The following is a 24,297-nucleotide window of genomic DNA, read 5'->3' as shown; positions in this document are numbered from 1 at the left end:
AGCGACGGCACCGGTCGCCCGGCGCATCGGTGTCCGCGTACCTCCCTGCAATTGCGCAGACCGGATGATCGCTACCGAGGAACTGGGCTCCGACGACGCCTGGTTCCCCGATTCCCAGTTGCCTCGGCGGGACATGTTCACCGCGTCGTCCGCAGCCGCTCTGGGCACCTGGCTGCGCACGGCGCCCACCAACCTGGCGACCCGATACCCGGCCGTCGTCGCCTCAACCGCCCACAGCATGGCGGAACGGGCGCCGGGCCGACTAGGGCCTGTCTCTTTGGAGTGGAAGCTGACCGGCTCAAGATCCACCGTTCCTGCTAACAGAGCAGGCGATCTGGCGGGGTAGGCTGGCATTCCATGGCAATAAGCTCCGCCCTGTGGTCCTTCGCCCTCGTTGTAGGGCTTCTCACTCTGACTCCCGGACTCGATACGGCGCTGATCTTGCGCACGTCGGCCCTTGGCCGGCGCAGGAGAGCCTGGGGCGTCGTCCTCGGAATCCAGACCGGCACCCTGGTGTGGGGTGCGTTCACCTCCCTCGGAGTGACCGCGCTTCTCACGGCCTCCCACCTCGCCTACACCGCGTTGCGCTGGATCGGCGCCGCCTACCTGATCTGGATGGGGGCTCGCATGCTCCGGGACAGCTTCCGGGGGCTGCCCACGGCAGACGCGGACGATACTTTTCTGGCCGCCGGCGCGGACTCGGTCAGCGGCGGCTGGCGGCAGGGGACGCTCACCAACCTCCTGAACCCGAAGATGGGCGCCTTCTACGTCGCCGTCCTGCCTCAGTTCATCCCCCCAGGCGCCGACCACTTCACCATGGGCCTCCTGCTCACCACAGTGCACATCGTGATCGGTCTGCTCTGGTCTGCCGTCCTCATCGGCTTCGCTCGCGTCCTGCAAGGCTGGCTCCGCAAGCCCCAGGCCCGCCGCCTGCTCGACCGGATCACCGGCACCGTCATCGGCGTCTTCGGTATCAGGCTGGCACTCACCAACTGACGATCCGAAGGTCAGGGTCCAGCGACCTGCTCAGCACCGGACCCAGATCAAAATGGACGCGACGCGGAGTGCGGCCTGGTAGGCGATGGCGAGTTTGTCCGTCCGCAGGGCCATCATCCACCCCACCCAACGGCCTTCCCCTCACCCCAGGACCTCCCCCCTCCCCACACCCAGTAGCCGAAGACCCAACCACACCCCACTGACAACCCCTCAAAGAAGAGACAGCCGCTACAGTCCTGCCGTGGAACAGCACTTGACGCTCCAGGCGCGGACGCCCCGGGCAAAGAACCAGCAAACCGGCCACTAATGCTCAGGTCAGCAAGTGTCGTCCCCGCCGATGCGGGGCTGTTTCGGCAACGGCTGGTTCCCACACGCGCCGCACGATCCCGGGCACGGACGACTGCACCGAACCCCGCCACCCCATTTCGATGCCGTCGTCTCCGCTCCCTGCTCCGCCGCCCACTCAGGGTGGCTACGGCGGCTTCTTCCGGCTCCGCTGAGGCGCTTCTACCGGACTCCGGATTGCGAAGCCCAGGATGCGGTGCCCCGAATCAGCCCCGCGTCGAGGACCAAGTAGGAGGTGTCTGTAAGCACTTGTTTTGGCTCCAGTGCACGGAGTTGTTTTGGCCCCAGTGGCGGGTCGCAGGGGGCGTGTGGCGGTGAGATTCACGCCCCTGTAGCAAGGTGATTTGGCCCCACTTCGATCGGGTGGTTCCGCTGGCCGGGGTGGGGGGTGTTGACGGTGGTTCTGAAGCCTCGGTGGACCTCCGCCAGCGCGCCCCCGACAGGTGCGTGGAGGGTTGCCGACCCGGCTCGACTCAGGTCGCGGACCGCCCGGTGAATCTTGATCGTCTTGGGCTTGCGGCCGGCTCGTCTGCGCCGCCAGGATCGGCTGCATGGTCAAGGGTGTGCTGTTCGACTTCTCCGGGACCCTCTTCCGGATCGAATCGGCCGCGCAGTGGCTGCGCGCCGTGGCCACGAAGGCCGGTCTGGACGTGCCCGAGGTTGAACTCGACGCGTGCGTCAGCCGGCTGGAAGAGTTCGGGGCTCAGCCCGGAGGGGTTCCTCCGCGCACAGTGCCGCCTCATCTGGAGGCACTGTGGCGGGAGCGCGATCTGACCGCCGAACGACACCGGGCTGCCTTCACAGCCCTTACCCGGGAAGCGAGGCTGCCTGCGGCTGACCTGGCCGAGGCCCTGTATGAACGTTCCCAAGTGTCCAGGGCATGGCTGCCTTATCCCGACACCGAGGAAACCCTCCGCGCCCTGCGCGGGCGAGGCATCCCGGTCGCTGTCGTCAGCAACATCGGCTGGGACATGCGCCCTGTCTTCCGCGACCACGGTGTTGATGACCTCGTGGACGCCTACTTCCTCTCCTTCGAGTGCGGGGTGAGGAAGCCCGATCCCCGGATCTTCCAGATGGCGTGCGACAAGCTCGGAGTGGCGCCCGGCGATGCACTCATGGTGGGAGACGAGCCTGTTGCGGACGTCGGCGCTGCCACGCTGGGGTGCCGGGTCCACCTGGTCGATCCCTTGCCCGTTGACCAGCGTCCCGGCGCGCTGGCCGAGGTGCTCCAGCTCCTCTGACGTGCCCGACCGGGGCGACTTTCGGCGCGATGTTGAGGGCCCGGCGACCGAACGCCGTCCAGTCCTCGGGCTCGATACCGCGCAAACGTACCCGCTTACCAGTCCGGAACGAAGTCATCCCCTATCCGACCACGCCGCAAGATGCGATGCACGGGCCCTCCTGACCCGGGCCTGAACTGTCTGGTCATTCCGGTGGAGGCAGATCAACTTTGTACGTCAGTGGAGCCCCGAAACGCTGGTGCACTGGTACCCAAAGAAGTGCTTACAAACATAGGAGGATTTCAAGCCGTGTTAATGGCTGTCCCGCAACGATCACGCCCGGTTTTGATCACTAGGCGGATCCGAGGAAGATGCCTGCGACTTCCTGGTGGACCGGTCCATCAGAGAGAGCCCGATGACGGCGATGAGCGCGAAAGCGGCCGGTATGAGGAAGACGTGGGGCAGACCGACCACCGCGACTCCCAGTCCTCCAACGGATCCTCCCAACGCGGAGCTGAGCGCGGTAGAGCTCATGAAGATCGCGGAGGCGGTGGCCACGGCGCTGGGGAGCAGGCGCTGGGCCATGATGATCCCGAGCGCCGCGAAGACTCCCCACACCCCGCCCATGAGGATCTGCCCGGCGAAGAGTCCGGGCGCACTGCCGGTGGTGGCGAAGCAGATGTTGGCGGCGACGCCGAAGCCGGCCGCGACGACCATGAGCCGCATCATCCCGATTCTTCGGGCGGCCAGGACAGCGAACGGCATCAGCACCAGTTCCACCAGCGGCTGGATGCCGATGATCGCGCCTTCGAACCCGGAGGGGAAGTGCAGGCGCTCGGTCATATAGATCGGCAGATATGCGTATTTGACTGGCTCGCCGGCGTACACGAACACATACAGCGCCGTGAACAGCAGCAGCGGTCGCATCGTCCGCACCTTCGTCCGAAGGGGGGCATCCGGCCGCACCGTCTTCGGCGACGGGCCCGCGGGCGCCGGTTTCGACGGCGTCCGGAGCACGCCCAGCGGGACGAGCTGCACCAGGGCGCACAGTGCGGTGGCGAACAGCATGGGCCTGAGTCCAAAGCGGGCTGCGAGGATGGCTCCGGCGGACGGTCCGACGATCCAGCCGGCCGTCAGCGCCATCCGCACGACGGAGACCACCCCGTCGCCGGCCACGCCGGGACGGACGCTCAGCTCGTCGTGGATGGCGGCGAAGATCTGGGAGGCGGCGCCACCGGCGAAGCCGAGGATGACGGCGCTGATGACGAAGGGCATCCACAGCTGCGTCGCGCAGGCGATGCCTGCCCAGCCCAGGAAGCCCGCGACAGCGCACGCGCGAAACAACCCCAGCCGTCCCCCGGTGCGGTCCGACCGCGCGCCGACCAGGTAGCCGGCCACCGGTGCGGTCAGGCTGGTGAGGTAGAACAGGCCGGCGGTGGTCAGCGAGCCGCCGAGCTCCTTGGTCAGGAACAGGGCGATCTGCGGTGCGGCCGCAGACTGCCCCAGCCCCGCCAGGAACAGGGCGATGGTCGCGCCGCGGTACAGGGGCGAGGCCAGCACCAGTCGGAGTGCGGAGTCCTGTGCCGCCTGCTCGCCCACCATGGCCCCCGGGACCACGTCTTCGACGGAACCCGGCTGCTGTCCGATGTCGTCATGTTGGCTCATGTGCCGGCTGATGTCCTCCCTGCGGGCATTCCGGTACCCGCCTCACCCAAGAATGTTTCCGACGGATGCGGGCGACGGCCCGCCGCCTTGAACGCGGCCACGGCATCTGTGTCCAGGGCTCCAGCGGCGCCTTGCCTCGCTGCAACCGCAGCCCTGTCACCAGCGAACCCCGCGCTACCGCGACCGAGTTGAGGCCGGCCGACCAGCAGGTCTTCCACGACCGGAACCGACCCTTCGCGGTGATCCTGCCGGTCGGTCGGCGCATTGTGCAGATACGGCCAGTCGGTCCACCGGCCGGTGCTGTCTCCCGGTAGCACCACCCAGTCGATGACGCCCTCGTGTGAGACGTCCTTGGCGTGCAGGCGGGTGGCCCGGTCGACGATGGACTCCAGTCACGCATGGGGGGCGTTGCCGCTGAGGTAGCTGTTGCCGGTGTCGAGGTTGATGGTCGGCGCCGGGCGGTCGATGAGCTTCATGGGCCGGTCGAGCCGCTCAGGAGTGGTGGTGTACTCGCCGTGGGTCTCGATCGCGACGGCGGTTACGCGCGGTTCCGCGACCAACCCCTCGTCAGACCGTCTTGACGACGGTACCCGTGCCTTCGAGCGCGGCGACTTCTTCGGCGGGCGCCGTGGAGTCGGTGACGAGGGTGTGCAGGAGCACGGAAGGGCCGACGTAGGCGTGGGCGGTGTGGCCGAGCTTGCTGCCGTCGGCAGCGGCGAGGATGCGGCGTGCGGAGGCGATGCTTGCCTTCTTCACCGCCGCGTCATCGAGGTCGTAGGCGGTCAGGCCCTCGGCTGCGCTCAGGCCGCAACAGCCGATGACCGCGGTGTCGAAGCGCAGTGCCGACAGGGAGGCGAGCGTGAGAGGGCCGGTGAGGGCCCCCTCGGCGGCGCGGGGCCGTCCGCCGGGCACCATCAGCGTGGTCGGGCCCGGCGTCTCGCCGAGTAGGTGGATGGCCTGCAGTGACAGGGGCATCACCGTGACCGGCCGTTGACGCAGGAGGCGGGCGACCTCCAGGCAGGTGGTGCCGCTGTCCAGGAGGACGGTCTCGCCGTCGGTGATGAGTGCGGACACCTCGGCCGCGATCCGGCGCTTGGCGTCTACGGCGTCGCGGGCGCGCAGCGCGAAGGGCGGCTCCTCGCCCCTGAGCAGCAGGGTGCGCGCTCCGCCCCGGATGCGTTCGAGAACGCCTTGCGCGGCCAGCGTGTCGAGGTCGCGCCGGATGGTCATCTCCGAGGCGCCGGTCAGCTCGGCGAGTTCCTGGACCGTGGTGCTGCCCGACTCTCTGACGGCCTGGGCGATCAGTCCGTGCCGGTCTGTGTTGGTCATACCGCGATTGAACACCACGCGAAATGAACATTCAACGCGTTCACTAGGTCTAGTTTCACACATAAATAATGGTCGTTACATGGTGGTCACCATGGAACGTTCGCTTCGAGCCGCCCGTGTGGCGACCTTCGTCCACTTCATCCTCTGCGGCACCCTGATGGGCACCTGGGTGGTACACATCCCCACCATCGAGGAGCGCGTGGGCATCGGCCACGCGACGCTGGGGGGCCTGCTCGCGCTGCTTGGACTCGGGGCCTTCATCGGTATGCAGGTGGCCAGGCGGCTGGCCGACCGCCTCGGGGCCCGCGTGGTGATCCCCGCTACCGGCGTTCTGTGCGGCGCGGCCCTGGTGCTACCCGGCCTGACCCTTGATCCCGGGACGCCGGCAGGCGCCCTGCTGGTCTTCGGCTTCGCCGACGGCTGTCTGAACGTGAGCATGAACGCCCACGCCGTGCACATGAAGAAGGCGTACAACCGGCCCGTCATGTCGGCCTTCCACGCCATGTTCTCCGTCGGCGGCGTCATCGCCTCGCTCTTCGTCGGCGGCGTCCATCTGATGAGCGACGAGCGTGTCGAGGGCGGCTGCACTCCCCCGTCTAAAGGCGGCGGTCCGTCGATGGAGCAGTTCATGGCGCAGACCTCGCTCACCGTGGGCAGCCCGCAGGAGGTCATCGGCAAAACGCTGACCTTCCGCGACCACTTCGGCCACTACCAGCGCCAGATGTTCAACATCGACATGGCCGGACTCCCGCTGAAGACCGTCCTCGAACAGCTCGACCTGCTCGGCGAGGAAGTCCTCCCCACACTGCGCAAGGAGTTCGACTCCGGGCGCCCCAGTGACGTTGCGGACGCTCCCACTCACGCATCCCTGCTCACCCGCCGCGCCACGATGCCCGAGGAGGCGGCCAAGTGAACATGGACACCGTCGAGCCGCTGCACCTCGCCGTCGTGTCGGCCGGTCTGAGCGTCCCCTCCTCCACGCGGCTGCTGGCCGACCGGCTGACCGAATCGGTCCGCACGCAACTCGCCGACGCGGGACGCGAGGTGGAGATCCACATCGTCGAACTGCGCGACCTCGCAGTCGACATCGCCAACAACCTCGTCACCGGCTTCCCCTCCGCCGCCCTCGCCGAAGCCATCGAGACTGTCACCTCCGCGGATGGCCCGATCGCCGTCACCCCGGTCTTCTCGGCGTCCTACAGCGGACTCTTCAAGTCGTTCTTCGACGTCATCGACAACGACGCCCTCACGGGCCAGGCCGTACTGGCCGCGGCAACTGGCGGAACGACGCGGCACTCGCTCGCCCTGGAGCACGCGCTGCGTCCGCTCTTCGCCTACCTGCGCGCGGTCGTCGTACCCACGTCGGTGTACGCGGCTTCCGAGGACTGGGGCGGTAACGGTGATCCCCTCACCGACACGCTGCCCCGCCGGATCGTGCGCGCGGGCGGCGAGTTGGCCGGGCTGATGCGCCAGCGCGCGAAGTCTGCGGTGCCGGCGACCGACGACACCGCCGTCGTCCCGTTCGCACAGCAGCTGTCCGCGCTGCGATCCTCCTGATACGCATCATGGGGAACAGGGATCGCGGCTGATGGGCGACCGTCTTCTTGCACCGAACCGCTACGTCGAGGACAGGCCATGACTCCAGCCGTGCCGCTCCCCCGGCGAGCGTCTGCGCCTGCGCAACTTCCGTCGCTGCAAGTGGGCGTGCCGACCGGGCAGTCCGCGCAGACAGGCCGGCCGATGCGTGCCGACGCTGTACGCAACCGCGCACGCCTGCTGGAGGCCGCGGCCCGGCTGGTGGCCCAGAACGGAGTCGAGCACGTCACCATGGACGCGGTCGCGCGTCGAGGTGCCGCGAGCTCGGGCGGCTGGGTAGCGTGAACCGGATGGCCAGTGAGGAAGTGATGCAGGACGGTGCCCATCGTCGAGTGGTGCGGATCGGTGACACTGTCCGCAGGCCCGTCCAGCTGTGGACACCCAGCGTCCACGCGCTACTGCGGCACCTGGAGGAGGTCGGCTTCGCCTATGCGCCCCGCCCCCTGGGAATCGACGGTGAAGGGCGTGAAGTTCTGACCTTCATCGAGGGTGACTCCGGGGCTGCGGGCTGGGCCAAGGTCGTGGATGACCAGGGCCTGAGGAACTTCGCCCGGCTGCTGCATGACTACCACGACGCCTGTGCTGGCTTCTCGCCCCCGCCGGGCGCGACCTGGTCCGCAGGCGCGGGCAGTCCCGCTGACCACGAGGTCGTCTGCCATGGGGACTTCGGCCCCTGGAACGTCGTGTGGCAGGGCGACCAACCGGTGGGAATCATCGACTGGGACTTCGCCCGCCCGGCACCGCGGCTGCACGACGTGGCCTACGCGCTGGAGTACGTCGCCCCGTTCCGCGACGACGCCGAGTGCTTGCACTGGCTGCGCTACCCGGCGCCTCCCGACCGCCGTCGGCGGCTGGAGATTTTCTGTAACGCGTACGGCCTTGACTCGACCGCCGGGATCGTCAGCGCCGTTATTGGCAGACAACAGGACAACGCCGACCTCGTGCATCAGCTGGCCGAACAGGGTTATGAGCCCCAAGCCACCTGGGTGGCCGACGGGCTTCTGGCTGAACTCGACAACAGGATCGCCTGGAGCAGGTCATACCGGCATCTGTTCGAGTAGCCAGTTCACTCGTCACCGACCTGCACTTCTGGCCGTCTGCGGCCATACCCGGCCGCCCCTGGGGAATTCCTGCTGGCCGCTGTCAAACGGGAGTCCCGGTTGGGTGGTCGCGGGCTCTCGGTGCATAGAGGCAGGACCTCCAGAACAGCTCGTTGGTGTCGAATCAACGAGCTGTTCAGGAGGCCCTGGTGCCGCAGTGTTCCGTGTCGATGGCCGGGCAAGTCCCGTTCGGTCCCCCTGGAGTGTGACTGTCTGACTCACCGGTTCGGAAACGCCGCCGACCACGGGATGCGGCAGCCGCGTTATCCGACGGACATGACGGATACGGAGTGGGCCGTCATCCGGCCGTTGCTGCCGGTGCCGGGCTGGATGCGCGCTCGGGGAGGCCAGCCGGAGGCCTACTGCCACCGGGCGATACTCGATGCCATTCGCTACATGGTCGACAACGGCACCAAGTGGCGGGCCATGTCCGCCGACTTCCCGCCGTGGGACCGGGCGTACGCGTTCTTCCGCCGCTGGCGTAACCAGGCATGGTCAAGAAGTTCCACAACCGGCTGCGCGCCAAGGTCGCGAAAGGGAGGGGCGGAATGCGGAGCCGACGGCTGGCGTGATCGACTCGCAGCCGGTCAAGGCGGACGCCGTCGTCGGGTCCGACAGCCGCGGCTTCGACGGCGGCAAGCTGATCAACGGCCGCAAGCGGCACGTCGTGGTCGACACGCTCGGCCTGCTGCTGGGGGTGACGGTCACCGCCGCGGACACCGGCGACCGCGCCGCCGCCCGGGTCCTGCTTGAGCAGGTGGCCGACGCGCACCACCGGCTGGAGCTGGTCCGCGAGCGCCTGCAGGATGCGCTGGTAGTCCACCGATAGCACCGACCAGGGCAGCCCCTCACGCCACATGGGCACCTGCGACTTCGGCTTCACCACATCCCGGGACGCCTGCGGCGCGTCCGCATCCCGCACATCCGGGGTGATTTCCGTGTCGGCGGTGGTGCTGTTGTCCGGAGCCAGCACCGTATCGACCCGCCTGCGGGCGATCACCCACTCCTGCAATTCCAGCTCCGCCACGGCCAAACTCGGCCTGGATGCGATCGGCCTCCTCACGCAGCTCGTCCATACGACGGCGAGCACCCAGCTCACGCTGTTCCGACAGCCCAACCACCGACGGCATCCACGACCTCCCGGGGAACGACGGCACGACAGGCCACTGCTCCCACGAGATCTCCGACCCTACGCCCGACCAGCGGAAGCACAGCCCTCAAGTCCGGAAAGACAACAGCTTCTAAGCTTGCTCTTTAACCTTCAGCGTGAGCTGCTTAGGTTGCCCTCACTCGTGGGATGAACGGCTCATTCGGCTGTGCGAAAGGTTGTTACGCTGCCGCGGTGACCCTGCCGACGGTCCAAGAGACGCGTGCCCTGCACGAGAAGTACGCACCGACGCGTGAGGCTCTCGACCTCGTGTACACGCACTGCGAGATCATCTGCCGCATCGCAGAGCAACTCATGGCTCGCACTGTCCTCCAGCTTGATACTGCCCTTGTGCGTGCAGGCGCACTGCTCCACGACATCGGTGTCTACCGGCTCTACGACCATGCCGGACGTCTCGATCACAGCAACTACATCCGCCACGGAATCCTCGGCCACGAGATCCTCCGCCAGGAGGGCTTCCCAGAGCGCCTCCGCCGCTTCTGCTCCTGCCACACAGGAGTCGGTCTCACCGGGCACGACATCCGTGAACAGCGGCTGGATCTGCCTGTAGCCGACTACTTGGCCGTGACCGTGGAAGAGCAACTGGTGATGTACGCGGACAAATTTCACAGCAAGACCACACCCCCGAAATTTCTCACTGCCAGCTCCTACACCGTGTACCTGCAGAGATTTGGAAGCGCCAAAGTCCGCACATTCCGCCGACTGCAGGTCCAGTTCGGCGAACCCGACCTCACGGCCATCAGAGATGAGTTCGGTCACCGCCAAGCCTGAGGTCGAGTCGAACGATGCCCCGAACATGATCGCTCGTACGGGGATTCCGGGGGCGTGAACACGGCCTCCGTCTGATCCTGTGCTCCGACCAAAGAGGCACTCGACCAGTACGAAGGCCGTGAAGGAATGAGCCTGCTGCATCACGATGTCCGGCGTGAAGCGTTCGCGGTGGCATCACACTTCCGGGACGACTTCTTCGACTGCCTGACCGTGCGCGGGCACACGCTGTTCGAGCTGACCGACGCATTGCTGTGCGCGGACGGGCCGGTGACCACACCGGTGGACCTCACACTGACGGCCGAGCACAGGAGCGGGCACGGCGCGATGTACGACGCACTGAACAGCGGGAATGTCGATGTGCCGCAACTGCGGCAGGTGCTGGCCGGGCTGCCGCAGCCCAAGGCCGCCGACGAACGCCTGGTCCTGGCAGTGGACGTCACCCACTGGCTCCGGCAGGACGCGCCGACCAGTCCGGACCGCTTGTTCTGTCATGTCTACGGCCGCAGCGGACGCTCGTCGGACCAGTTCGTGCCCGGCTGGTCCTACTCGTTCGTCGCCGCGCTCGAATCGGGCCGGACCTCGTGGTGCCAGATCCTGGACGCGCTGCGGCTGGGGCCGGCCGACGATGTCGCCGAGGTCACCACGGCCCAGGTCCGCCGCGTGGTCACCGACCTCATCGACATGGGTCGGTGGCGGCACGGCGACCACAACATCCTGATCATCTTCGACGCCGGCTACGACGCTCCGCGCATGGCCTATCTGCTCCAAGGACTACCAGTGGAGATCCTCGGACGGATGCGCACGGACCGCGTCATGCGCAAGCCGGTCCCAGTGCCGTGGATCTCACCGCCCCAAGACGGACGCCCACCAAAGCACGGCAAGGACTTCCGCTTCGCCAAGCCCGATACCTGGGGCGAGCCCGATGCCGCGACCGTGCAGGTCACCGAACGCTACGGCACCGCTCGCGCGATGGCCTGGGACCGCATCCATCCTCGTCTGACCACCCGCTCCGCGTGGATCGACCACACCGGCGAACTCCCCGTCATCGGAGGTACGTTGATCCGCCTGGAGGTCAACCGCCTGCCCGGCGGCCACGATCCGCTCCCCGTCTGGCTGTGGACATCGGCCACGGGCCCGGCAGGCGAAGACCTCGACCTGCGCTGGCAGGCGTTCCTGCGCAGATTCGACCTGGAGCACACCTTCCGGATGATCAAGCAGACGCTGGGCTGGACCCGCTCGAAGCTCCGCACACCCGAGGCGGCGGACCGGTGGACATGGCTCGTCGTCGCCGCCCACACCCAACTCCGCCTCGCCCGGCCGCTGGCCGCGGACCTCCGCCGCCCTTGGGAGAAACCAGCCGAGCCCGCCCGACTCACCCCCGCACGGGTCCGCCGGGGGTTCAGGAACCTCCGCCCGCACCTCGCCTGCCCGGCCCGTGCACCCAAACCATCAAGGCCAGGGCCGGGCCGACCACCCGGCTCGAAGAACCGGCACCCGCCACCCGCTACGACGTGGGCAAGACGGTCAAGCGGCCCGAGACCATCGCCGAACGTGACCAGGCCAGACCATAAAGAACAAGCTAAGACTCCGCCGCCCTACTGTGAGCGAGTCTTTGAACGCCGATCCGCGTGGTTCATGGCCTCCCCTTACGTGTCCTGGTCGACATGCCTGTACCGCCGCGTACACAGCACCAGCTGGTCCTTTGATGGTGAGTGACGCGCTCATCGACGTCGTGGTCCGCACCCTCCGATGGATGGTTGTGCGTTGGCAACAAGCTCTCGCGATGGATACGTACGGTCCGGACATGGTCGCCGCCTCGTCGCCTGCGCACGCTGGAAGGCACTGGTCCCGGACGGTCCGGAGCCAGATGGCGGACCTCTTCGAGACGAATCCGCCCGATCCGTTGTTCGACGATTGTCAAGGAGCGGCAGATGGCGGCCTCGGACGAACTCCTTCGAGGGGCCGACCCGGCGGCTCTTCTGACGCTGGACGGTGTCATCCGCAGCCTCAACGCTGCGATGGCCACCGCGCTGGGCAAGCCGGCGGAGGAGTGCCGGGGACGTGACTTCGGTGATCTGTGGCCCGCAAGTCAGCGGATGTCGGCCGAGAGCCTCGTGGCCCACGCCGCCAGAGGCAAGGCGGTCGCGATGCGGGTGCTGGAGTTCCCCGGGCGAGGCGGAGTACCTGTTGCCTCCTTGATCGAGGCGCAGCAGGTGAAGGATCCCGCCCGTGACGAGCATCTGGTCTGGGTGCACGCACTGGATACGCGGAACGACCTGACGAGCCTGCTGATCCCATTTCGGCTCGCCACCGAGGCCGCCGACGTCGGCCTGTGGATGTATTCATCCCACGAGCACCAACTGGAGTGGCTCGGTGGCGCACCCACCCTGGCCGCGCTCTTTCCGGATCCCACTACATCGCTGTCCACAGTGATCTCGGCAGTGCACCCTGACGACCGGGAGGCCCTGCAGCAGCTCCTGCGCTCGACCCCCGCCCAGTCCTCCTGGGTGAGGTTGCGGTACCTCCCTCAGCACGAGGGCTGGCACCAACTGGCCGTTCAGACCCGCCGGATCCAGTTGGGATACGGCGGCCCCGAGCGGATCTTCGGAATGGTCCGCGACGACACCAAGCAGGAGAAGCGCAAGGAGAAGGCACAGGCCGCACTGACTGCCGAGCGACAACGCGCCAAAGACATCGCCGACTTCTCCTCCGCCTTGATCACCGCAGCCACCGAGCAGGAGCTGAAGCAGATCGCCCTGACCCGGCTCGCCGCGACCTTCGGCGCCACCGGCGCCCTGCTCGCACTCGTCGACGAAGGCCGCCTGCGCGTCTCCACCGACGCCGGGATAGCCATGTGGGAGGTCGACGTCCTGCACGGCCTGCCGCTGGATCATCCGAGCGCCCTGCCCGAGGCGATCCGCACCGGCAAGCCGCAACTCATCCTCGACGGGAAGGATTACATCCACCGCTGGCCACACGGGACCGAATTCCCCCGGCTCGGCCAGCTCGGCTCCGACTACGCCGTCTCGATCACCCCCCTCAGCGAGGCCGGCAATCAACCGCTCGGGGCGTGGTTGGTCACCTACGGCATTGGATACCGCCCGTCCTTGGACGAGATGACCCTCATGGGTACGCTGGCCGACCTGGCAGGCCAGGCACTGCGGCGCATCAGGTTGCAACAGGCACGCGTCGAGCTCGCCACCGCGCTGCAGACGACCATGCTCCCCACGCTGCCCGAGCACCTCGCGGGCCTGGAGGTTGCCGCCCGCTACCGGCCGAGCCAGGACGGTCTGGACATCGGCGGCGACTGGTACGACGCCTTCGTGATGCCCGACGGCAAGGTCGCGATGGAGATCGGCGACGCCCAAGGGCACGACGTGGACGCCGCCGCCTTCATGGGTCAGGTGCGCTTGTCCATGCGCGCGATCGCCGCCCAGGAACGGGGTCCGGGCAGCCTGCTGACGCGCACCAACGAACTGCTGACCACGATGGATCCCGCACGCTTCGCCAGCTGCACCATGCTGCACATCGACCCGGACGACGGACAGGTCACCGGCGCCAGCGCCGGCCACGTGCCGTTGCTGTACGCGCACAAGGACGGCAGCCACGACATCGTCAAGCTGCCGAGCGGGCCGGTCCTGGGAGTCGTACCCACCATGGACTACGCAGAGGAGACCTTCACCCTGGACGAGGACAGCGCGCTGATCATGGTCACCGACGGCGTGGTCGAAGGACCGAGCCTCACGTTGGAAGCCGGACTGGAGCGAGCCGGAACACTGGCCGGCGCAGCCCTCCACGACGGACTGGACGCCGAAGCGACCGCCGACCGAGTCCTCGAGGCAGCTGTCGCGGTGGACCACGTCGACGACGTGGCCGTTCTGGTCATCCGACGCGGAGAGCGCAAAGTGGATCAGTCAGCCTTTTCAGAGTTGCCGCTCCAGGGTGAGGACGACCGCGCAGATTGACGGCATTCGATTCGGGCTGCACCGGGCTCTTCGAAAGATCCGCCAGGACTTCAGGCACCCGACGCCGCGCTCGACCGGCGCCCGTGCGGCGGACAGTGCGCGGCTGACGGCTTGTTGGGTGGGCGTGAGGCCACGGCCCGGTGGGCGTCTGAGGGGTGCCGTCACCCACGGGCCGGCTCCCGTATAGGCGCGGTCGGCGAGGATTGGAACGCTCTGACGTTCGCAGATCCGGATGCCCGCGTCGAGGCAGGCAGGGTCGGCGAGGACGGTGGGCAGCATGGTCTGTTCGGTGTGAGAGAGCAGGGCGGCCTGCTTGGACGCGTGCTTCCCACATGAGGGGGTCGGGTGGCGATGTGATGGTCATGCCGGTTTCCGGGAGGGCGGTGCCCGGCGGATCCGAACCGCCGGGTTCGTGGTGGGCAGGGGGAACGGGGTCAGGAGTGGCGCAGCGGCGGGATGATGGGCAGTTCCACCGCGTTGTGGATGACCTCGACGGTCATCTTGAAGCTGTCCGGGTAGGCGTCGCGCTGGGTGCGACGGGCCGGCTCGGAGGTGCGCCAGCAGTACCGGCACTGCTCACAGTGGTAGACGTCCCAGACACCTTCGACGGGGGAGGTGTAGAGCAGGTCCAGGGTGGTGTGACCGCAGCGCGGGCACTCGGTGGGCGCGCTGTTCTTCGTGGTCTTGGCGGCCATGGCGGTGGGGTCTCCTTTCAGGTCAGGGGGTTGGTCACTGCTTGACAAGCTGCTGCAACTTGGTGAGCCACTCGCCCATCTCGGGCAGGTCGTGTACCTGGTTGCCGTAGTTGCCGCGGTTGTCCGGCCTGGCCGGGGTGGTGGCGTCGATGATGAGCTTGGCGCCGGTGCCGGGGTTGTCCGACTGGGGAGCGAGCTCCATCAGCGACAGGTGCGGCACGACGACGAGGTCGTCGCTCGGGTTCATCTTGGTGGACAGCGCCCACATCACCTGGGGGAGGTTGAACGGGTCGACGTCCTCGTCCACCACGATCACGGTGGCGGCGTAGCCGAGTCCGTGAGGCGTCGTCAGCACCCGCATGCCGACCGCCTTGGCGAAGCCGCCGTAGCGCTTCTTGGTGGAGACGATGATGACCAGTCCGTGGGTGTACATCGCATTCACGGCCTGGACCTCGGGGAAGTCCTTCTTCAGCTGCTCGTACAGCGGCACGCAGGTGTTGGGGGCCATCAGGTAGTCGATCTCGGTCCACGGCATGCCGAGGTAGAGGTGCTCGAAGACCGGGTCGGTGCGGTAGGAGATCTTGTCGATCCGGATCACCGGCATGTTGCGGCCACCGGAGTAGTGCCCGGTGAACTCGCCGAACGGGCCCTCGATCTCGCGCTTGCGACCTTCGATGACGCCCTCGATGACCACTTCGGATCCCCACGGCACCGGCAGGCCGGTCAGCGGCGCCTTGGCGATGGGCGCGGGGGCGCCGCGCAGCGCACCGGCCATCTCGTACTCGTTCTCGTCGTACCCCATCGGTGTGGAGGCCACGATCGAGATCACCGGGTCGTTGCCGAGGGTGATCGCGATCGGCAGGTCCTCCCCACGCTCCTCGGCCTTGCGCAGGTGCAGGCCGATGTCGTGCACCGGTCCGGGCTGAATGGCGAGCTTGCGCCGGCCCTGGACCTCGATGCGGTAGATGCCGACATTCTGCTTCCCGGAGTTCTCCGGGTCGTCGGGGTCCCTGGAGACGATGCCGGCCTTGTCGATGTAGAAGCCGCCGTCGCCGTCGTTGAGCCGGACCAGCGGGAGGACGTCGAAGATGTTGACGTCCTCCCCCTCGACGGAGTTCTGCGCCCACAGCGGGTTGTCCCGCCACTCGGGCTTGACCGGGAACTTTGCCCAGCGAGCGATGAACTCGTCCACCTGATCCTTGGTGCCGGTCGCTTTGGGCAAGCCCAGGGCCAGGGCGTGGTTGGCCCATGAGCCGTGGACGTTCATCGCGATCCGGGCGTTGTCGAAGCCGGCAATGTTGTCGAAGTACAGCGCCGGTGCCGCCTCCCCCATGCGGCTGGCGGCGTTCGCGGCGGCGGCGACGTCCGGCTCCGGCATCACCTCCTCGGTGATGCGCAGCAGTTGGCCTTCCTTGTCCAAAGCGTCAAGGAAGCTGCGAAGGTCGTCGTAGGCCATGTCTCTCCTCCAATGGTGGTGTCAGGTGTCAGGAAGCGCGAACACCGTGGGGTGTGGGAGCCGCAGCGGGCGTGGTCGCGCGCGCTGAGCGCATCCCCTCCCAGCGTTTGGCGGCCGGGCACGGCAGGTCGAACTGGTCCAGCACGCGGGCGGTGACGTGGTCCACGATGTCGTCCACGGACTGCGGGTGGTTGTAGAAGGCGGGCATCGGCGGCACCATCTGCACACCCATCCGGGACAGCGCCAGCATGTTCTCCAGATGGATCTCGCTCAGCGGGGTCTCCCGGGGCACCAGCACCAACTTGCGCCGCTCCTTGAGAACGACGTCCGCAGCGCGCCCCACCAACCCGTCCGCGAATCCCGCGCGGATGCCGGCCAGGGTCTTCATCGAGCAGGGCACGATCACCATGCCCTCGGTGCGGAAGGAGCCCGAGGAGATCGTGGCGCCCTGGTCCTCCGGGTTGTGCACCACATCGGCGAGCGCGGCCACCTCGCGGGCCGAGAAGCCGGTCTCCAGCTCGATGGTGGTGCGCGCCCAGCGGGACAGCACCAGATGGGTCTCCACCTCGGGAAGCTGCTTGAGCGCCTGCAGCAGCCGCACCCCGAACGGTGCCCCGGTCGCCCCGGTCATCCCCACGATCAGCCGCATGCCGCTGCCCTCCTTCACCAGTCAGTCGATTCTTGCCTCGCTCTCCACGCTAGGGCGTGTTCGCAGGTCATTCGGGTTACGATCTGGACAGGAGGTGTTCAAAATCGGACAGCAGAGGATTGCCGAAGTTCCGTTCCGTCCGGCAGCCGGGGCGCTGCCCGGCCTGGAGGTGCTGCCGCTGGCCCGACTGCCTCGGCGAGCCGCCGAGCACGGGTTGGATCCGCGGACGCCCGCGCGGGCCGACTTCCACCATCTGCTGACGGTCGAGGAGGGGACCGTCCGGCTCACCGTGGACGGAGAGCCGCTGCCGGTGCCGCCCAGCGCCTGGCTGTGGATCCGGCCCGAACAGGTGTACCGCTTCGACGAGAGTCTCGAGCATGCGCAGGGCACCCTGATCCTCTTCCAGCCGGGCCTCCTCGACCCGGCGACCATCGCCGCGGCCAGCGTCGATCCGCCCTATTCGCGGGGCCCGCTGCTGCCGACCGCGCGGGAGGCCGAACCGATCGACCGGACGCTCGGGCTGCTCAAGGAGGCGTACGGGGAGACGGGCGCGCTGCGGCTGGACGCGCAGATTGAGCTCGTCCGGCACCTGCTGGCGGCGCTGGTGCTGCGGCTCTCGCACCTGTACGTACGCGAGCGGGGGGCGCGCGAGGCCAGTGAGGCGTTCCGTGCGTTCCACACCGCGGTCGAGCGCGACTTCACCGAGAGCCGCACCGTCGCCGACTATGCCCGGGCGCTCGGATACAGCTCGCGGACGCTGACCCGCGCCTGCCTCGCGGCCACGGGGGTCACCGCCAAGCGGTATCTGGACGAGCGGATCGTCCTGGAGGCCAGACGCCTCCTTTTCCACACCGAGTTGCCGACCTCGGCGATCGCCGAGCGGCTCGGCTTTCCCCATCACACGGCGTTCTCGAAGTTCTTCCGGCACCACACCGGGGAGACCCCCAGCGACTACCGCTCGCGGGCGTCGGGACGAGGCCAGGGTCTGTTGTGAAAGTCCTGGTCACAGCCACTCGTTGATGGCTGCGACCAGCACCGTTGCTTCATAACGCACGGCCAACTTGTCGTAACGACGACCTTGCCGTGCTGGTCGTCCGACGCACATGAGGGCACTCGTAAGCCAGGACCGTGTTCTACGTGGTGAGCCGGAGGAGTCATGTGCCGCAGCACAGGGCCGCAGCCAGCCCGAGGAAGGCCATTCGGTCGCAAGAATTGCGTTGATGTGCGGTAGGGCGTCCAGCAGGGGAACGAGTTGGGTGACGCCGGTCTCCGCCAGTCAGCGGGACGGCGAGTGGGCTGCCGTGACGGTCGACGATCAGGTTTTGAGTACCCGTACGTGAGAGCCATCGATCGCCGCGTCATCCATGTCCAGGAGTCCTGCCGTGCGCACTCGCCCACCAGGACCTCGTGCGGACGTGGCCGGACTCCGGCCTGGGTCCAGTCCCACAGCCGTCAGTGCCTTCCCGTGAATATCACGTAGCCGGTGGAGAGCTGGAGCAACTCTCGGCCACGATCTCACATTGCGGGTGAGTTCGGCGTTGGTCAGTTCGGCGCCCTTCGGTTGACCGGTCGTTGTCTCCGAGGTGCAGAGAATGACCGCGGTGTCGTCCTGGTGCCGTTCGGTCAGGTACTCGACGGGTAGGGCGGCCTAGGCCTGCTGTGCACCGGTCTGTGCCTCGTCGGCGAAGTCATGCGGAGCCAGTCCTTCCATGCGGGCGCTGTCGTGGCCCAGCGCACGATGGGACACGGCGGCGTCTCCGCGACGGAACACGACGCGATCGGGATGAATCCCGGCGCTGTTCACCGCGTGGGATACGAGATCTGTTCAATCGTGCCCGGGCAGATCCTGTTCAGCCCAGACGACCTTGCCGCCCGTTGTCCAGCGGCAGCCCCAACTGCGCGCCAGCTGGGAGACGAGGAGGATGCCGCGGCCGTACTCGTCGGTGCTGCGGGTGTGACAAAGCCTCGGGAAGGACCTGCCGGCGTCGGATACTTCGCAGGTCAGCAGGCGGTGCTTGATCAACCGTAGGGCAATGGGCCCGGCGCCATGGCGGATCGCGTTGGTGACCAGTTCGCCGGCGATCAACGCCGTGTCGGTGGCCAGACTTTCCAGCCCCCACCGGGTCAGTTGCCGGGTCACCAGGCGACGGGCACTGCTGACGACGGCCGGGTCCCGGGGCAGGTCCAAGGACACGGTCTGGCACGGATTCAAAGCACGGGTCCGGACCAAGAGCAGGGTGACGTCGTCGGACGGTGACTGGGTGGGCAGTGCCTCGATCACCGAGGAGCAGATGTCGTCCAGGGGCCGACGGGGCTGGGCGGCCAGGGTGGCGCCCAGTTGGCGCATTCCGATGTCGATGTCGCGGTCGCGCGTCTCGATCAGGCCGTCGGTGTAGAGGGCGAGCAGGGTCCCCTCGGGTACTTCCGTCTCCACGGCCTCGAAGGGGACCGAACCAACGCCGAGTGGGGCTCCGGTCGGGAGGTCGACGAACGTGACCTCGCCCCTCGGGTCGACGACAGCGGGCGGAGGGTGCCCTGCCCGTGCCATCGTGCACCGCTGGGTGACCGGGTCGTAGACGATGTAGAGACAGGTGGCGCCGATGACCATGGGACTGTCGTCCCCGATGTCGTCGTCTTCCTCTGTCTGGCGCTGGACCATGTCATCGAGTCGGTACAGCAGTTCGTCGGGGGGCAGATCCATGTCCGCCAGCGTGCGTACGGCCGTTCGGAGTCTGCCCATGGTCGCTGCGGCGTTGATGCCATGCCCGACCACATCTCCGACGACAAGCGCCACCCGGGCGCCGGACAGCGGGATCACATCGAACCAGTCGCCTCCCACACCGTTCTCCACGTCGGCCGGCAGGTAGCGTGAGGCCGCCTCGATCGCCACACTGTCCTTCAAGCCGTGCGGAAGCAGCTTGCGTTGAAGAGCGAGAGCCGCCGTCTGCTCGCGGGTGTACTGGCGAGCGTTGTCCAGGGACAGTGCGGCCCGGGTGACCAGTTCCTCGGCAAGGAGCAGGTCATCCTCCTGGAACGGCATCGGTTCCTCGGTACGGACGAACACGGCCACACCCAGCATGGTGTGCCGCGCGCGGATGGGGACAAGCATCATGGAGTGCATCCCGTTGTCACGGATGGACTGCGCCCGCGCTGGGTCATGGTCGACCCATGTGCCAGGAGAGGCATCCAGGACGGGCTGCAGGTGAGAGGCCCCGGTGGACAGCACACTGATCCAAGGTGAGCTCGGCGGGACGAAGACGGACTCGCCACGCGCCCAGGGCGACTCGGGAATCCCCGGGTGGATCGAAGCCAGGCCGGCGCGGCGAAAGGCCGTGCTGCGCCGCCCCGTCGGGCTGATGCGGTCCACGGGTTCCTGGCCGAGCGGGACGAACTCCGCCAGGTCGACGACGGCGTAGTCGGCCAGCAGGGGCACGGCGAGGTCCGCCAGTTCCTGGCTGGTCTGCATCACGTCCAGGGTGCTGCCTATCCGGGTGCTGGCCTCGCTGAGGATGGCTAGGCGCTCACGGGCCCGCCGGTTGCCGGTGACATCCACGCTCATGGAGCACACTCCCAGCGGCCGGCCGTCAGCGTCGCTCAGGCAGAAGAAAGAGGCCGCGAAGGCGTGCTCCCGGCGCTGATCCGCCGGCGGCCACGCACGGTACTCGTGGACCGCGGTCTGGCCGCTGCTCAGCACCTGCCGCATCACCGCTTCGAGCGCCTCGGACTCGAGGCCGGGCAGCGAGTCCGGGAGACGCCGTCCGAGCCGCTTGTCACGAGGGATGCCGTCCTGGAGTTCGCTGACATCGTTCACCCAGGCGCAACTCAGTTCCAAGTCACGCACCGCGATGCCGATCGGTGTGCGGACGAGAAGCGACTCACGCACCGATCCGGCGATCTCCACAGCGGACAGCGCGGCGATGTCGGTACCGGAGACGAGCCAGTGGACTGCTCCGTCGCGGCCCCACAACAGCGAGACACGCAGGGTCACATGGAGTGTGTGGCCGCCGCGGTGACGGATCGTCGCTGTGCCGGACCAGCCGCCGCGGGCGTGGTACTGCTCGCTGGCCGCCCATCCTTGCAGGGCGTTCTGGAGAAAGGGCAGCACGAACCAGACAGGCCGGCCCACCACCTCCCCGGCCGCATAACCGACAAGCTGCTGCGCGGTACTCGTCCAGCCCACCACCGTCCCCTGGCCGTCGATCATCGCAATCGCAGAGTCGGGCACCTCTCGAGGACCAAGCGGCTCCGTGAGCCTGTATCGGAGAATATTGGTCAACTCGGATCACCCCTAGGACATTTTCGAAGAAAGACTTGAAGGCGAGTCGATCCCCCGGATCGCGCCGAAAGGTCCCGTCAGTAACCAGAGGCTAGGTGTCGAACCCACGGCAAACACTGGGCGCACCGTACGACCTTCGGATGGGAATTGATGCCGATGCACTAATCCGTCGGCGATATTCGCGCAAGTCTCGCCGGAGTGCGCCCCATCGCCTCTCGAAGAAGCGGATCGCGGACGGCCCTGTAGCATCGGGGTATGGCTGCGGAGCATCCAGAGGCCGCAAAGCAACTGTCTGTAGTCGCGGAGAACCTAGGGTCACACCTCGAGGAACTCAGCCGCGACACGGAGGAGTATGTTCTTGCCGAGATCCCGGAGATCAGGGGCGACGCAACCCTCATCAAAATCATGCGGGCGACCATCGCGGAAAATTCCGCCACGTTGCTGCACGTTTTCGAGAACGACATTCCTCTGGACAAGATCGAGGGGCCTTCGGCCGCTCGTGAGTACGCCAGGAGACTGGCCCAGAGGGACATTCCCCTCAGCACACTGATCAGGGCCCACAGGTTCGGCCACTGGCGCTTTCTTCAGTGGTGCCTGGACGAACTCAACAGGCAGGACGCCGACAGCGCTCTCTCTACCGCAACCACCCGGCGCATGCTGCAGGTGGCCTTCGGCTACAACGACCGGGTAACGGAGCATGCCATCGTCGTCTACCAACAGGAACGCGATCACTGGCTACTCAGCCAGACCGCCGCGCGCGCCGCACGCGTGCGAGACATCCTCACCGAGAAGGACGTCGATCTCAACCAGGCCGAACCAGCCCTTGGTTACCGGCTCCGGCAGAACCACCTGGGGCTGGTGGCCTGGTTGCCCACGCTGACCGGCAGGGGCGAGGGGCTTGCTCGACTCGACCAGATCACCAATGAGATCGGCCGGGAGCTCGACTGCCCCGCCAGGCCGCTGTTCGTCCCCCGAGACGCAGTCCTGTCCTGGGCCTGGCTGCCGCTCGGCTCCCACAGCGACATCTCCTGGAAACAGCTGTCAGACGTGGTCGAGCACAGCGATCCTTCCGTGCACATGTGCGCCGGACGCGTGGGCTACGGTATCGAGGGATTCCGCTCCACACACCGCCAGGCAGTGCGCACGCAGGAACTCGCAGCAGTGGCCAAACCAGTCCCCCAGTTCACAAACTTCTCTCATGTCGGTCCCCTCGCCCTGATGGCTACGAACGTCGGCGACATGCGTGCGTGGGTGTGGGGCGTCCTGGGGTCTTTGGCCGTCGATGACGAGAACAGCGCACGACTTCGGGAGACGGTGCGGATCTTCCTGGGCACCGGCTGTAGCTACACCGCCACCGCCAGTGCTCAAATTCTGCACAAGAACACCGTGCAGTACCGCATTCGGAAAGCCGAGGAAATCCTCGGATACTCCGTCCAGCACGAGCACATCGATCTGGAAGTCGCACTGCTCGCCGTCGAGTACCTCGGCTCGACGCTTCTTCGCACCCACCCCGCCTGAAATGTGGCGAAGCCGACCATGAGGCACACCATGCCTATTCCGGGCGGCACGACGCCGTAGGAGATTTCGGTCCGACCAAAGGTCTCGTTCCGCGCGGCCATCGCCAAGCCGACGATCTCGGCGCGGCGTGGGCGCGGCGGCTCGGAGTATCGGCGTAGCGCCGCGGGTTCTCCACTGTCTCGGGGCCCAGTCTGCGATACGGCCGATCATGCCCCGTTCGGATTCTGCCAGCGGCTCTGCGGCGGAGCGCAACTGACTACGGAGTTCGCCAACGAGTTCCTGCGAACGGTGTGGAGATACGGTATCGAATTCAGCCCACTCGACTCTGAGCATTCCGGGAATCTGCCCGTTTCGACGGGCCCAGTAATTGACGACCAGATCGGCTTCCGGCAGGGGCCGCGAGAACCACGGCTTCAGGCACCAGACGATCCCCTCGCATTGCCGGGGCTGATCGGCCCGAAGCGTTGCAAGCGAACGGGGGCGGAGCCGACCATAAGTCCGTCCCAGTCCCCGTTCGGCTTGCTGTCCCCCTCTGTGCCTCCTCCTCAAGCCGGGCAGGGATCGTAATAACCGGTCCGGCTGACTTGTGAGAGGTGGCTCGTCGCGGCGACTGGCCGCACTTCCATGCTGGCTGGCGGTGTCTGCGGCAGGGGCTGCTCGGTCCAAATCACTTTTCCCTCCTGCGTGTGCCGCGCCCCCCAGCGCTCGGCGAGCCGGGCGACAAGAAACAGACCGCGTCCGCCCTCGTCCATGGTGGACGCCTGATGCAGATGGGGAATGGCAGTGCTGGAGTCGAACACTTCACACGTAAGAGCATGGTCACAGAACAGCCGAAGGTGGATCGGGCCGATGGTGTAGCGGATGGCGTTGTTGACGAGTTCGCTGATGATCAGCTCAGTCGTGAAGGCAAGGTCCTCCAGGCCCCAGTGCGCCAGCTGGCGGGTAACAGCGGCGCGCAGGTCCGTCAGCGCCTCCGGCTTTGCGGGAACATCCCAGTCGGCGACCTGATCAGGTCGCATGCCGCGGGTTCGGGCGACCATCAGCGCGACGGTTCCATCGGGGCGGGCGGGGAGCAGTGCGTCGAACAGGGCCGCGCAGGTCTCCTCCGGGCCCACGACACCGTTACGGGCGGCAGTTCGGCTCAGAGCCCTCCGCAACAGAGCGAAGCCGGCATCGGCGCCCTGTCCTCGGCGTTGGATCAGGCCGTGGCCGTAGAGCACCAGCCTGCTGCCCTCGGGCACCTCCCACTCCGCACTGGCGAAGGAGCCGCTGCCCAGGCCGAGGGGCGCCCCGGCAGGCACGTCGGGAAAGTCCACCCGGCCATCGGGGCCTATCACGGCGGGTGGCCGATGCCCGGCACGGGACATCGCGCAGTGCCGGGAGACCGGGTCGTAGATCGCGTAGAGACAGGTCGCTCCCCTGAAACGGCCCTGCCATGCGTCAGGGCCGTGGCCCCACCGGGTCGTGAGATCGTCCAGGCGGCCCAGGAGTTCGTCGGGCGGCAGGCCGGCCGAGGCAAGGCCGCGGACCGCGCCGCGCAGCCGGCCG

At 67.4% G+C, this 24,297-nt stretch carries 18 protein-coding genes and 6 pseudogenes; 13 read left to right on the top strand and 11 right to left on the bottom strand.

Translation table 11 applies throughout. The annotated features are described in order from the left end of the window. Positions 1-357: 357 nt before the first annotated feature. Entirely contained in the window at positions 358-996 is a 639-nt protein-coding gene (locus tag ACFWXC_RS26895; protein WP_384482708.1) for a LysE family translocator, read from the top strand. An 896-nt stretch (positions 997-1,892) separates the two neighbouring features. Then, on the top strand, positions 1,893-2,582 hold the full coding sequence (locus ACFWXC_RS26890) for an HAD family hydrolase (protein ID WP_384482706.1): 690 nt from the start codon (positions 1,893-1,895) through the stop codon (positions 2,580-2,582). 312 nt (positions 2,583-2,894) lie between these two features. Here ACFWXC_RS26890 and ACFWXC_RS26885 read toward each other — a convergent pair whose 3' ends face one another. The 3 genes from ACFWXC_RS26885 to ACFWXC_RS26875 form a co-directional block, all read right to left on the bottom strand. After that, the gene (locus ACFWXC_RS26885; protein WP_384482704.1) at positions 2,895-4,226 is read right to left on the bottom strand and encodes an MFS transporter; all 1,332 of its coding nucleotides are present in this window, start codon (positions 4,224-4,226) and stop codon (positions 2,895-2,897) included. 392 nt (positions 4,227-4,618) lie between these two features. Then, positions 4,619-4,786, bottom strand: a complete 168-nt coding sequence (locus tag ACFWXC_RS26880; RefSeq protein WP_384482703.1) for a hypothetical protein — start codon at positions 4,784-4,786, stop codon at positions 4,619-4,621. A 7-nt stretch (positions 4,787-4,793) separates the two neighbouring features. Continuing rightward, the gene (locus ACFWXC_RS26875) at positions 4,794-5,555 is read right to left on the bottom strand and encodes a DeoR/GlpR family DNA-binding transcription regulator (RefSeq protein WP_384482701.1); all 762 of its coding nucleotides are present in this window, start codon (positions 5,553-5,555) and stop codon (positions 4,794-4,796) included. A 79-nt stretch (positions 5,556-5,634) separates the two neighbouring features. Here ACFWXC_RS26875 and ACFWXC_RS26870 point away from each other — a divergent pair. The 6 genes and pseudogenes from ACFWXC_RS26870 to ACFWXC_RS26845 all read left to right on the top strand — a co-directional run. Further along, positions 5,635-6,102: pseudogene (locus tag ACFWXC_RS26870) on the top strand (MFS transporter); the annotation flags it as partial. 368 nt (positions 6,103-6,470) lie between these two features. Continuing rightward, positions 6,471-7,112: an FMN reductase gene (locus tag ACFWXC_RS26865; RefSeq protein ID WP_384482895.1), complete on the top strand. Its 642-nt coding sequence runs from the start codon at positions 6,471-6,473 to the stop codon at positions 7,110-7,112. Positions 7,113-7,295: 183 nt separating this feature from the next. Further along, on the top strand, positions 7,296-7,436 hold the full coding sequence (locus tag ACFWXC_RS26860) for a TetR family transcriptional regulator (RefSeq protein WP_384482699.1): 141 nt from the start codon (positions 7,296-7,298) through the stop codon (positions 7,434-7,436). Positions 7,437-7,441: 5 nt separating this feature from the next. Continuing rightward, entirely contained in the window at positions 7,442-8,212 is a 771-nt protein-coding gene (locus ACFWXC_RS26855) for a phosphotransferase enzyme family protein (protein ID WP_384482697.1), read from the top strand. Positions 8,213-8,500: 288 nt separating this feature from the next. Then, positions 8,501-8,680: pseudogene (locus ACFWXC_RS26850) on the top strand (transposase); the annotation flags it as partial. Further along, positions 8,634-9,080 carry a transposase gene (locus ACFWXC_RS26845; protein WP_384482892.1) on the top strand — a complete coding sequence of 149 codons (447 nt, stop codon included), beginning with the start codon at positions 8,634-8,636 and terminating at the stop codon, positions 9,078-9,080. The pseudogene ACFWXC_RS26850 and the gene ACFWXC_RS26845, both read left to right, overlap by 47 nt. Here the strand turns inward: ACFWXC_RS26845 and ACFWXC_RS26840 are convergent. Then, a pseudogene (locus ACFWXC_RS26840) lies at positions 9,036-9,381 on the bottom strand (hypothetical protein); the annotation flags it as partial. The gene ACFWXC_RS26845 and the pseudogene ACFWXC_RS26840 sit on opposite strands and share 45 nt — an antisense overlap. Positions 9,382-9,593: 212 nt before the next feature. Between ACFWXC_RS26840 and ACFWXC_RS26835 the strand changes: the two are divergent. The 3 genes and pseudogenes from ACFWXC_RS26835 (at position 9,594) to ACFWXC_RS26825 (ending at position 14,155) form a co-directional block, all read left to right on the top strand. After that, positions 9,594-10,190, top strand: coding sequence for an HDIG domain-containing metalloprotein (locus ACFWXC_RS26835; RefSeq protein ID WP_384482696.1), 597 nt, complete (start codon positions 9,594-9,596; stop codon positions 10,188-10,190). Positions 10,191-10,316: 126 nt separating this feature from the next. Then, positions 10,317-11,761, top strand: a pseudogene (locus ACFWXC_RS26830) (NF041680 family putative transposase). A 360-nt stretch (positions 11,762-12,121) separates the two neighbouring features. Continuing rightward, positions 12,122-14,155: a SpoIIE family protein phosphatase gene (locus ACFWXC_RS26825; protein ID WP_384482694.1), complete on the top strand. Its 2,034-nt coding sequence runs from the start codon at positions 12,122-12,124 to the stop codon at positions 14,153-14,155. On the opposite strand, the pseudogene ACFWXC_RS26820 reads toward ACFWXC_RS26825, so the two are convergent. From ACFWXC_RS26820 to ACFWXC_RS26805, 4 genes and pseudogenes are all read right to left on the bottom strand, one after another. Next, positions 14,114-14,389 (bottom strand): annotated as a pseudogene (locus tag ACFWXC_RS26820) (transposase family protein); the annotation flags it as partial. The gene ACFWXC_RS26825 and the pseudogene ACFWXC_RS26820 sit on opposite strands and share 42 nt — an antisense overlap. A 200-nt stretch (positions 14,390-14,589) precedes the next feature. Next, entirely contained in the window at positions 14,590-14,850 is a 261-nt protein-coding gene (locus tag ACFWXC_RS26815) for a non-oxidative hydroxyarylic acid decarboxylases subunit D (RefSeq protein ID WP_384482693.1), read from the bottom strand. A gap of 34 nt (positions 14,851-14,884) precedes the next feature. Beyond that, positions 14,885-16,306, bottom strand: coding sequence for a non-oxidative hydroxyarylic acid decarboxylases subunit C (locus ACFWXC_RS26810; RefSeq protein ID WP_384482691.1), 1,422 nt, complete (start codon positions 16,304-16,306; stop codon positions 14,885-14,887). A 28-nt stretch (positions 16,307-16,334) separates the two neighbouring features. Continuing rightward, positions 16,335-16,955, bottom strand: coding sequence for a non-oxidative hydroxyarylic acid decarboxylases subunit B (locus ACFWXC_RS26805; RefSeq protein ID WP_384482689.1), 621 nt, complete (start codon positions 16,953-16,955; stop codon positions 16,335-16,337). Positions 16,956-17,049: 94 nt separating this feature from the next. Between ACFWXC_RS26805 and ACFWXC_RS26800 the strand changes: the two genes are divergently transcribed. Beyond that, entirely contained in the window at positions 17,050-17,949 is a 900-nt protein-coding gene (locus ACFWXC_RS26800) for an AraC family transcriptional regulator (RefSeq protein ID WP_384482687.1), read from the top strand. Between the two features lie 225 nt (positions 17,950-18,174). Here the strand turns inward: ACFWXC_RS26800 and ACFWXC_RS26795 are convergent. Further along, positions 18,175-18,274 (bottom strand): annotated as a pseudogene (locus ACFWXC_RS26795) (IS5/IS1182 family transposase); the annotation flags it as partial. A 506-nt stretch (positions 18,275-18,780) separates the two neighbouring features. Continuing rightward, positions 18,781-21,159, bottom strand: a complete 2,379-nt coding sequence (locus ACFWXC_RS26790; protein ID WP_384482686.1) for a SpoIIE family protein phosphatase — start codon at positions 21,157-21,159, stop codon at positions 18,781-18,783. Between the two features lie 327 nt (positions 21,160-21,486). Between ACFWXC_RS26790 and ACFWXC_RS26785 the strand changes: the two genes are divergently transcribed. After that, the gene (locus ACFWXC_RS26785; protein ID WP_384482685.1) at positions 21,487-22,749 is read left to right on the top strand and encodes a PucR family transcriptional regulator; all 1,263 of its coding nucleotides are present in this window, start codon (positions 21,487-21,489) and stop codon (positions 22,747-22,749) included. Between the two features lie 545 nt (positions 22,750-23,294). On the opposite strand, the gene ACFWXC_RS26780 is transcribed toward ACFWXC_RS26785, so the two are convergent. Then, positions 23,295-24,297 (bottom strand): SpoIIE family protein phosphatase (locus ACFWXC_RS26780; protein WP_384482683.1); only part of this gene is annotated, 1,003 nt, incomplete at its 5' end.

Source organism: Streptomyces sp. NPDC058683 (assembly GCF_042716195.1).
In the GTDB taxonomy this organism is placed as follows: domain Bacteria; phylum Actinomycetota; class Actinomycetes; order Streptomycetales; family Streptomycetaceae; genus Streptomyces.
This window is presented reverse-complemented; position numbering and strand designations above follow the sequence as displayed.

Coding starts and splice junctions, on each gene's coding strand:
- ACFWXC_RS26810 (WP_384482691.1), bottom strand. CDS start 16,306: ATGGCCTACGACGACCTTCGCAGCTTCCTTGACGCTTTGGACAAGGAA.
- ACFWXC_RS26785 (WP_384482685.1), top strand. CDS start 21,487: ATGGCTGCGGAGCATCCAGAGGCCGCAAAGCAACTGTCTGTAGTCGCG.
- ACFWXC_RS26815 (WP_384482693.1), bottom strand. CDS start 14,850: ATGGCCGCCAAGACCACGAAGAACAGCGCGCCCACCGAGTGCCCGCGC.
- ACFWXC_RS26855 (WP_384482697.1), top strand. CDS start 7,442: ATGGCCAGTGAGGAAGTGATGCAGGACGGTGCCCATCGTCGAGTGGTG.
- ACFWXC_RS26885 (WP_384482704.1), bottom strand. CDS start 4,226: ATGAGCCAACATGACGACATCGGACAGCAGCCGGGTTCCGTCGAAGAC.
- ACFWXC_RS26825 (WP_384482694.1), top strand. CDS start 12,122: ATGGCGGCCTCGGACGAACTCCTTCGAGGGGCCGACCCGGCGGCTCTT.
- ACFWXC_RS26845 (WP_384482892.1), top strand. CDS start 8,634: ATGCCATTCGCTACATGGTCGACAACGGCACCAAGTGGCGGGCCATGT.
- ACFWXC_RS26875 (WP_384482701.1), bottom strand. CDS start 5,555: ATGACCAACACAGACCGGCACGGACTGATCGCCCAGGCCGTCAGAGAG.
- ACFWXC_RS26860 (WP_384482699.1), top strand. CDS start 7,296: ATGCGTGCCGACGCTGTACGCAACCGCGCACGCCTGCTGGAGGCCGCG.
- ACFWXC_RS26805 (WP_384482689.1), bottom strand. CDS start 16,955: ATGCGGCTGATCGTGGGGATGACCGGGGCGACCGGGGCACCGTTCGGG.
- ACFWXC_RS26895 (WP_384482708.1), top strand. CDS start 358: ATGGCAATAAGCTCCGCCCTGTGGTCCTTCGCCCTCGTTGTAGGGCTT.
- ACFWXC_RS26865 (WP_384482895.1), top strand. CDS start 6,471: ATGGACACCGTCGAGCCGCTGCACCTCGCCGTCGTGTCGGCCGGTCTG.
- ACFWXC_RS26790 (WP_384482686.1), bottom strand. CDS start 21,159: ATGATCGACGGCCAGGGGACGGTGGTGGGCTGGACGAGTACCGCGCAG.
- ACFWXC_RS26890 (WP_384482706.1), top strand. CDS start 1,893: ATGGTCAAGGGTGTGCTGTTCGACTTCTCCGGGACCCTCTTCCGGATC.